The sequence below is a fragment of the Amycolatopsis sp. NPDC051372 genome (assembly GCF_040682095.1).
Classification (GTDB): domain Bacteria; phylum Actinomycetota; class Actinomycetes; order Mycobacteriales; family Pseudonocardiaceae; genus Amycolatopsis.
The window spans coordinates 133,094-141,640 of sequence record NZ_JBFBAF010000029.1; the positions used below are offsets into that span (position 1 = coordinate 133,094).

At 71.5% G+C, this 8,547-nt stretch carries 5 protein-coding genes; all 5 read left to right on the forward strand.

Going from position 1 to position 8,547, the window contains the following annotated elements; genetic code table 11:
* The first annotated feature begins 31 nt into the window (after nucleotides 1-31).
* The 5 genes from fdhF (at nucleotide 32) to AB0M56_RS36470 (ending at nucleotide 8,382) form a co-directional block, all read left to right on the forward strand.
* Nucleotides 32-2,986, forward strand: a complete 2,955-nt coding sequence (gene fdhF, locus AB0M56_RS36450; protein ID WP_364184854.1) for a formate dehydrogenase subunit alpha — start codon at nucleotides 32-34, stop codon at nucleotides 2,984-2,986.
* A complete protein-coding gene (locus AB0M56_RS36455; protein WP_364184856.1) occupies nucleotides 2,983-4,713 on the forward strand; it encodes an NAD(P)H-dependent oxidoreductase subunit E in 1,731 nt (576 codons plus the stop codon). The genes fdhF and AB0M56_RS36455 overlap by 4 nt, the downstream gene beginning before the upstream one ends.
* Nucleotides 4,710-5,930 carry a molybdenum cofactor synthesis domain-containing protein gene (locus AB0M56_RS36460; RefSeq protein WP_364184858.1) on the forward strand — a complete coding sequence of 407 codons (1,221 nt, stop codon included), beginning with the start codon at nucleotides 4,710-4,712 and terminating at the stop codon, nucleotides 5,928-5,930. The genes AB0M56_RS36455 and AB0M56_RS36460 overlap by 4 nt, the downstream gene beginning before the upstream one ends.
* Entirely contained in the window at nucleotides 5,927-7,834 is a 1,908-nt protein-coding gene (locus tag AB0M56_RS36465) for a molybdopterin biosynthesis protein (protein WP_364184860.1), read from the forward strand. Before AB0M56_RS36460 ends, AB0M56_RS36465 begins: the two co-directional genes overlap by 4 nt.
* Nucleotides 7,835-8,160: 326 nt before the next feature.
* Nucleotides 8,161-8,382, forward strand: a complete 222-nt coding sequence (locus AB0M56_RS36470) for a DUF2188 domain-containing protein (protein ID WP_364184862.1) — start codon at nucleotides 8,161-8,163, stop codon at nucleotides 8,380-8,382.
* Nucleotides 8,383-8,547: the final 165 nt, after the last annotated feature.

Below are 8,547 nucleotides of genomic sequence, written 5' to 3' on the forward strand. Positions count from 1 at the left end.
AGCATCCGCTCGCCTGCGACGGAGGTCAGTGATGACGACAGTCGACGAGCCCGCCACGGCGGTGCGCACGGTGACCACGACGATCGACGGCCACTCCGTGACGGTGCCCGAAGGAACCACCATCTACAACGCGGCGCAGCAGGCCGGCGTGGACATTCCCGTGCTGTGCCACAACGAACGCTACGACCCCGTCGGCGTCTGCCGGATGTGTGTGGTCGACACCGGTGGCCGCGTCTTCGCCGCCGCGTGCGTGCGCCCGTGCGAGGACGGCATGGAAGTCAAGACCAGCACGCCCGAGCTCGAACGCAACCGCGCGACGCTGACCGAGCTGCTGCTGTCGGACCAGCCGGATCGCGCCGAGGACCCCAAACAGACCACGACCGGGGACAACCTGTTGCTGGAGCTGGCCGACCGCTTCGACGTCGCCAAGGAAACCACCGACCTGCCCTGCGGATCCGGGCGCGGCACGGACCTGTCCAACCCGGTCATCAGCGTCGACCACGACGCCTGCATCCTCTGCGACCGGTGCGTGCGGGCCTGCGACGACATCCAGGGCAACGACGTGATCGGCCGCTCCGGCAAGGGCTACTCGACGAAGATCGCCTTCGACCTCGACGACCCCATGGGCTCCAGCTCGTGCGTCACCTGCGGTGAGTGCGTCCAGGCCTGCCCGACCGGTGCGCTGACCAACAAGGCGATCAACCTCATCCCGATCCAGCCCCGCGAGCAGCTCGACGCCGTCGACAGCGTCTGCCCCTACTGCGGGGTCGGCTGCGCGCTGACCTACTACGTCGACCGCGACCGTGAGGCGATCTCTTTCGCCGAAGGCCGGGACCAGCCAGGATCGAAGAGCCGGCTGTGCGTGAAGGGCCGCTACGGCTGGGACTACGCCGCCTCACCACAGCGGCTCACCACACCGCTCATCCGCATCGACTCGTCGTACCCGAAGGGCCCGCTGTCCGCGGACGTGCGGGGCGACGCCGAGAACGACCGCGGGCGCGGCGGCGGCGGTGGAAACCGCAGTGGTGGCGGCCGGAGCCAGAAGCGCGGTCGCGACGGCCGGCGCAAGCCGGGCGGGCTCGTCGACTACGACGAGGTCATGCCGCACTTCCGCGAGGCGACCTGGGACGAGGCGCTCGACCTGATCGCGCGGCGGCTGAAGGAGATCCACGCGACCGGCGGGCCGGGCGCGATCGCCGGGTTCGGCTCGGCGAAGTGCTCCAACGAGGAGGCCTACCTCTTCCAGAAGCTGATCCGGGCCGGGTTCGGCACGAACAACGTCGACCACTGCACGCGGCTGTGTCACGCGTCGTCGGTCGCGGCGCTGTTCGAGGGCGTCGGCTCGGGCGCGGTGTCCACAACCTACGGCGACGTGGCCAACGCGGACATCGTGATCATCACCGGGTCCAACCCGACGGCGAACCACCCGGTCGCCAGCTCGTTCTTCAAGCAGGCCCGCCGCCGCGGCACCAAGATCGTGTACGTGGACCCGCGCGCCAGCACGGTGGCCGAGCACGCCGACTACTACTGCCAGGTCAAGCCCGGCACCGACGTCGCGTTCTACAACTCGATCATGTACGAGGTGATCCGCCTCGGCCTGATCGACCGCGAGTTCATCGCCGAGCGGGTGTCCGGCTACGACGAGCTCGCGCGCACGGTCGCCGAGTACCCGCCGGAGCGCGCCGCGCAGATCACCGGCGTGGACGCGGACCTGATCCGCGAGGTCGCCCGCGAGTGGGGCGAGGCGGGCGCGGGCGTCATCTACTGGGGCATGGGCATTTCCCAGCACACCACCGGCACCGACAACGCCCGTTGCCTGATCGCGCTGTGCTCGATCACCGGCAACGTCGGGCGGCCCGGCGCCGGGCTGCACCCGTTGCGCGGCCAGAACAACGTTCAGGGCGCCTCCGACGCGGGCCTGATCCCGATGTTCTACCCGGACTACCAGGGCGTGGACCTCGACGGCACCCGGAAGCGGTTCGAGCAGGCGTGGGGCACGGCGCTGGATCCGAAGCGCGGGCTGACCGTCACCGAGATCATCGGTTCCGTGCTCAAACCCGGTGGCGTGCGCGGGATGTACATGCTCGGGGAGAACCCGTTCCTGTCCGACCCGAACATCAACAAGGTCCGCAAAGCCTTGGCCGCGCTGGACTTCCTGGTCGTGCAGGACATCTTCCTCACCGAGACCGCCGAGTTCGCCGACGTGATCCTGCCCGCGTCGTCCTACCTGGAGAAGGACGGCAGCTACACCAACACCGACCGGCGGGTGCAGCTGGGCCGCAAGGTCATGGACCCGCCCGGGCAGGCGAGGGTCGACTGGGAGATCGTGCAGGACATCGCCCGGCGGATCGGCCTGGACTGGAACTATTCGGCGCCCAGCGAAATCTTCGACGAGATGGTCGCGCTGATGCCGTCGTACAAGAACCTGCGCCACGAAAACCTCGGCCTGTCCGGCAAGCTCTACCCTAACGCCGACCCGGAGCACACCGACGGCACCGTGGTGCTGTTCGACGAGCGGTTCAACACCGACGACGGCCTGGCCCACCTCGTCGCCGCGCACTGGCTGCCCGCCAAGGAACTCCCGGACGCGGAGTACCCGCTGGTGCTCAACACCGGCCGGCTGCTGGAGCACTGGCACACCGGGTCGATGACCCGGCGCTCGTTCGCGCTGGACTCGATCGCCCCGATTCCGGAGGTGTACATGCACCCGAAGGACGCCGCCGACCGCGGCCTGGCCCACGGCGAACGGGCCCGTGTGCGGTCGCGGCGCGGGGTGATCGAGCTGCAGGTGCGGATCTCGCACCGCGAACAGCTCGGGAACTGCTTCATCCCGTTCCACTTCCGGGAGGCGGCGGCGAACCTGCTGACCATCGACGAGATCGACCCGTACGGCAAGATCCCCGAGTTCAAGTTCTGCGCGATCCAGGTCGAGGCACTGGGCGCGGCGCACACGGAATCCGTCACGGCGGCGGGAGTCGCGGAATGACCTTGATTCCCGAGCGGGTACCCGGTGTCGAGGCGCGGGCGGGCAAGTTCCCCGGCCCGTCGCTGATCCCGGCGCTGAACGCGATCCAGGCCCGGCTGGGCTGGCTGCCGCGCGAGGAGCTGGAGGAGCTGGCGCGCGATGTGCGCCGGCCCCTTTACGAGATCGAGGGCTTGATCTCGTTCTACCCGCACTTCCGCACCACGCCGCCGAAAAAGGTGCAGATCAGCGTCTGTCACGACCTGTCGTGCTGGCTGCGCTCGGGCGAGGACCGGATCGCGGAGATCAAGCGGCAGTACGGCGAAGACACCGACGTCGAGCTGGTCGAGGTCTCGTGCCTGGGCCGCTGCGACGCCGCGCCCGCGGTCGCGGTGAACGAGCACCCGGCACCGGTGTCCGAAGTGGACACTTTGGTCACCGCCGCGCGGGTTGGGGGCGTCGGGCACGCGTCGGCGGCGCGGCGCGAGGAACCGTGGCCGAACGACCCGTACCCGGGCGGCTCCGGTGTGGGCGACCGCTATCGCTCGTTGCGCGCGTTGCTGGCCGGTGAGATCAGTGCCGAGTCCGTGGTGGCGACGCTGAAAGACTCCGGGCTGCGCGGCATGGGCGGTGCCGGGTTCCCGACCGGGCAGAAGTGGAGCCTGGTCGCGGGCGCGCAGCCGGGCACCGTGAAGTACGCGATCTGCAACGCCGACGAGTCCGAGCCGGGCACCTTCAAGGACCGGCAGATCCTCGCCGAGCAGCCGCACCTGGTGCTGGAAGGGCTGCTGCTGGGCATGGCGGTGGTCGGCGCCGAGCAGGGCTGGGTGTTCATCCGGCACGAGTACGGCCCCGAGGAACACGTGCTGCGCGAGGAGATCGATGCGCTGCGCGAGGCCGGAGTGATCGGGCCGGACGCCTGCGGCAGCGGGCGCCGGCTGGACCTCGACATCTTCGTTTCCCCGGGCGGCTACATCCTCGGCGAGGAGACGGCGCTGCTCGAGTGCATGGAGGGCCACCGCGGCGAGCCCCGCAACAAGCCCCCGTTCCCGGGCAACTACGGCCTGCACGGCCGCCCGACGCTGATCAACTCGGTGGAGACCTTCGCCGACGTGCCGGTGATTCTGCAGCGGGGCGCGGACTGGTGGCAGGCGCAGGGCATCGGCGAGTCGACGGGCTGGAAGTTCTTCGCCGTTTCCGGGCACGTGACCACCCCGGGCGTCTACTGCGTGCCGATGGGCACCACAGTTCGGGAGCTGATCGACACCGCCGGTGGTGTGCTCGACGGCGCGGCCGTGGGCGCGGTGCAACCGGGTGGGGCGTCGTCCAACTTCATCGGTCCCGACCGGCTCGACCTGCGGCTGGACTTCGCGTCGCTGGCCGAAGCCGGGACGATGCTCGGCTCCGGCGCGCTGGTGGTGCTGGCGGAGGGCACCGACCTGCTGGCCGCGTCGACGAACGTGCTGCGGTTCTTCCGCAACGAGTCGTGCGGCAAGTGCGTGCCCTGCCGAGTCGGGTCCACCAAGGCGCACACGCTGCTGCGCGGCGTGCTCGATTCGGGCGCCGAGCTGGACGACGCCGGGCGAGGGAAGGTCCTGCAGCTGGAAGAGGCCATGCGCAAGACCTCGATCTGCGGGCTCGGCCAGGTCGCGCTCGGGCCCGTGGTCTCCGTGCTGGGCTTGGCCAAGGGCGCCGCCGCGGCCCGTCCACACCCGAAGCCTGAGGGCGCGAAGGACCAGCCGGATCGGTGAGCGGACGCGAGTTCTTCACCACCCGCACCGTCGCCGAGGCCCTCGCGGGGTTCCGCCCTTCGCATCGCACCGCGGTCGAGACGGTCGCGTTGCCGGCGGCACTGCACCGGGTGCCGGCCGGGAACATCCCGTCGCCGCACGCCTTGCCCGGCTTCGTCAAGTCCACAGTGGACGGATTTGCGGTCCGGGCGGCGGACACCTATGGCGCCTCCGACGGCCTGCCGTCCTACCTCGACCTGCTCGGCGCGGTGCGGATGGGTGCGGCGCCCACGGTGTCCGTGCGCCCGGGCGGCTGCGTGGCGATGCCGACCGGCGGGGTGCTGCCCGAGGGGGCGGACGCGGTGGTGATGGTCGAGTTCACCGCCGAAACCATGCCGGGCACGATCGAGGTCACGCGGCCGGTCGCGCCGGGCGGCGGGCTCGTGCGTGCCGACGACGACGTGGCCGCCGGCGGGTCGCTCGTCCCGGGTGGCCGGCCGTTGCGTGCCCCGGATCTGGGCCTGCTGGCCGCCGCCGGCGTGGTGGCCGTGTCGGTGCACGCACGGCCGCGGGTCGTGATCATCTCCACGGGTGACGAAGTGGTTCCGCCGGAGACCTCGTCGCTGAGCGCGGGCCAGGTGCGTGATGCCACGGCGTCCGCGTTGGCCGGCTTGGTGCTCGACGCCGGTGGTGAACCCGTGCTCGGCGGCATCGTGTCGGACGAACCCGGAGCGTTGAAGGACAAGCTGACCTCGGTCCTGCCCGGGGCGGACCTGGTGGTCGTGTCGGCCGGGTCGTCGGTCGGGGCCCGGGACGAGACGGCGGGCGCCGTCGCCGCGGTCGGCGAGGTGTGGTGTCACGGGCTGGCGATCAAGCCGGGGAAGCCCACGCTGCTGGCCGAGTGCGCCGGGGTTCCGGTGATCGGCCTGCCGGGCAACCCGCTGTCCGCGCTGGTGGTGTTCGGGCAGATCGGGATTCCCCTGCTGTGGCGGCTCAGCGGCTGCGAGACCCCGCCCGCCCGGCCGTCGACGCGGGCGCGGCTGTCGCGAGATCTGGCCTCGGCCGCCGGGCGGCTCGACGTGGTGCAGGTGCGCGTGCGTGACGGCGTCGCCGAGCCGCTGTTCGGGCCGTCGGCCCTGCTGTCGGTGCTGACCCGGGCGGACGGGTACGTGGTCATTCCGGAGCCGGCGACCGGGCTGGACGGCGGCCTGGACGTCGATGTCACGCTGTACGCATGAACAGCCCGTTCATCTCCGACGTCCCCGCCGCCCAGGCCCACGACGCCTGGCGGGAGGCGCGGGCCGCCGCGGGGTGCCCGGCCCGGGTCGAGGCGATCCGGGTCCCCGTCGGTGCCGCGGTCGGCCGGGTCACCGCGGAACCGGTGTGGGCGCAACGGTCCTCGCCGGCGTTCGACTCGGCCGGGATGGACGGCATCGCCGTGCGGGCGGCCGACACCGTCGGGGCGTCGGAGACGACGCCGGTGGTCGTGACGGACTTCGAGGTCGTCGACACCGGCGACCCGCTGCCGCCCGGGTACGACGCGGTGGTCATGCGCGAGCACGTCCATCACACGCGCGACGGTGCCGAACTGCGCACGGCGGTCCCGCCGTACCAGCACGTGCGCTCCATCGGCGAGGACATCAGCGCCGCCGAGCTGCTGTTGCCGGAGGGTCACCGGCTGCGCCCGGTCGACGTCGCCGCCAGTGCCGCCGCGGGCGTGACGGTGCTGTCGGTGCGGCGGGCGCCGATCGTGGTGGTCATCCCGACCGGCGACGAGATCCGGCCGATCGGGACCGAGCTGCGGCCGGGTGAGATCGCCGACACCAACTCGGTCATGCTGGCCGCGCAGGCCCGCGAGGCCGGCTGCGACGCGCGGGTCACCGCCATCGTCGCCGACGACCCGGCCGCCATCACCGCCGCCGTGCGCACGGCCGCGCGCGAAGCCGACCTGGTCATGCTCATCGCGGGATCCAGCGCGGGCCGCGACGACTACACCGCCCGCGTGGTCGCCGAGGCCGGAACCGTTGCCGTGCACGGAGTCGCGGTGCGGCCCGGGCATCCCGTGGTGCTCGGGACGGTGACGGGCGAGAAGGGCACGCCGATTCTCGGTGTTCCCGGCTATCCCGTCTCCGCGGCTCTCACCTTCGAAATCTTCGCTGCGCCCCTGCTGGCCGAGCTCGAAGGCGCCGCACCGCGCGAGCGGCCCTCGACGACCGCGCGGCTCGCCCGGAAACTGCCATCGGTGGTCGGGATGGACGACTGGGTGCGCGTGCGCCTGGGCCGCGTGCGCGACCACGTCGTCGCAACCCCGCTCCCGCGCGGCGCCGGTGTGCTCACCTCGCTCGTCCGCGCGGACGGGCTGCTCGTCGTCCCGGCCGGTATCGAAGGACACCACGCCGGCACCGAGGTCCGGGTGGAACTGCTGCGCGGGCTCGCCGAGATCGACCGCACCATCGTCGCGATCGGCTCGCACGACCTCGTCCTCGACCTCGCGGCCTCGGCGTTGCGCGCCAACGACCCGCTGGTGACGCTCGCTTCCTCCAACGTCGGCTCGCTCGGCGGCCTGGTCGCCCTGCGCGACGGGCTCTGCCACCTCGCCGGTTCACACCTGCTCGACCCGGCCACCGGCGAGTACACCCTGCCCTACGTGGAGCGGTTGCTCGGCGAGGACGCCGCGGTGATCCGGCTCGTCCACCGCGACCAAGGCCTTCTCGTGGCGCGCGGAAACCCGCTGGGCCTCAAGGACATCGACGACCTCACGCGTCCCGGCGTGCGCTACGTCAACCGCCAGCGCGGCGCCGGCACCCGCGCCCTGCTCGACCACGAACTGGGCCGCCGCGGCATCGATCCCGCCGTCATCCCCGGTTATGCCCGGGAGGAACACACGCACCTCGCCGTCGCCGCCGCGGTCTCCGCCGGCCGCGCCGACACCGGGCTGGGCATCCTCGCCGCGGCCCGCGCCTTCGGCCTCGACTTCGTGCCTGTCGCGCAGGAACCCTACGACCTCGTGATGCGCGCCGCGGACGTGTCGCACGACCTGCTGGCTCCCCTGTGGACACTGCTCGCGGACCCGGGCTTCCGAACACGCGTCGAGAAGCTCGGCGGCTACTCCTGCGCCCAGACCGGCGAACGCATCCGCTGACTCAGGCGGTTCCGTTCTCCGGCTCTTTGTGCCGGGGCTTCGCAAGGGTTCTCGTCGCGCAGGGGCAGCGCCGGGAAGTTGTTGGCGGACGAATCGGTGACGAACACAGCGATGGGCACGCCGCCGGCCACCACGAGTTCGGGGAGGACCGAGTCGAGGACGAACGCACGGAACGGTTTTCTGCTCGGACACAGCCGGACAGAACGAGAAGGGCCCCGCACCTGTTTTGCCTGGTCGCGTGGTCGTTGTGGATCCAGCGCGGGGCGACGGCTGGTCGGCCTCGCAGCGGGCGCAGTGGTGCGCGCGGCACGGAAGGAGAGGCAGCGATGAAGGGCGACATCGAGACCTACTTCGAGGGCGGCCAGTGGAAGAACAAGGTCGAGGGCAGCAGCCGAGCCGCGAACATCCACGACACGAACGACGACGCCGCCGCCGCCGGCAAGGGTCGCGACATGGCCTGGCAGCGCAAGGTCGAGCACTTCATCTGCAACAGGGACGGCCGGATCGGGGAGCGCAATACCTACGGCCACGACCCCCGCAACATCTGAGGCTGACGTAACCCCATTCGATCTGCAGCCAGCAGCGGGTTCGTCGGCGGCTGGGTCGTGGCTGTCGGTCACGGCTCAGCCGGCCTCGGTGTCGACGGCGGGGTCGGCGGCGTCCTCGAGGCCTTCCTCGGGGAGCAGTCGGCGCTGGTCGAGCACGTAGAGCAG

Bases quoted from the DNA above. Each gene is read 5' to 3' on its own strand.
- fdhF (WP_364184854.1), top strand. From the start codon at position 32: ATGACGACAGTCGACGAGCCCGCCACGGCGGTGCGCACGGTGACCACG.
- AB0M56_RS36455 (WP_364184856.1), top strand. From the start codon at position 2,983: ATGACCTTGATTCCCGAGCGGGTACCCGGTGTCGAGGCGCGGGCGGGC.
- AB0M56_RS36465 (WP_364184860.1), top strand. From the start codon at position 5,927: ATGAACAGCCCGTTCATCTCCGACGTCCCCGCCGCCCAGGCCCACGAC.
- AB0M56_RS36470 (WP_364184862.1), top strand. From the start codon at position 8,161: ATGAAGGGCGACATCGAGACCTACTTCGAGGGCGGCCAGTGGAAGAAC.